This is a genomic window from Azospirillum oleiclasticum (assembly GCF_013423485.1).
In the GTDB taxonomy this organism is placed as follows: Bacteria; Pseudomonadota; Alphaproteobacteria; order Azospirillales; family Azospirillaceae; genus Azospirillum; species Azospirillum oleiclasticum.
In genome coordinates this window covers 1-249 of the sequence record NZ_JABFFR010000018.1, presented here as the reverse complement: position 1 = coordinate 249, position 249 = coordinate 1, and the positions used below count along the sequence as shown (strand labels likewise).

The window sequence follows — 249 nt, the reverse complement described above, 5'->3', positions numbered from 1 at the left end:
GGGGCCGGCGGCGGCTGGCCGGCTTCGTCACCGCGGCAACTCCGGGGGCGGCAACCCCGGAGCTGGAGGCCGGCGCGCTGCGGGCGCATCTGGGCGGGCTGCTGCCGGCGCACGCGGTGCCGGGCGAGCTGACGGTGCTGGCGGCGCTGCCGCTGACGGGCAACGGCAAGGTCGACCGCAAGGCGCTGATGGCGCTGGCGGAGCAGGGCGCACCGCTGCCCGAGGAGGAGGCCGCCCCGCCGCAGGGGC

At 80.3% G+C, this 249-nt stretch carries 1 protein-coding gene; it reads left to right on the top strand.

Annotated elements, in window-relative coordinates:
- A partial coding sequence (locus HL658_RS18865; RefSeq protein WP_180287652.1) for a hypothetical protein occupies window positions 1-249 on the top strand: 249 nt, incomplete at both ends.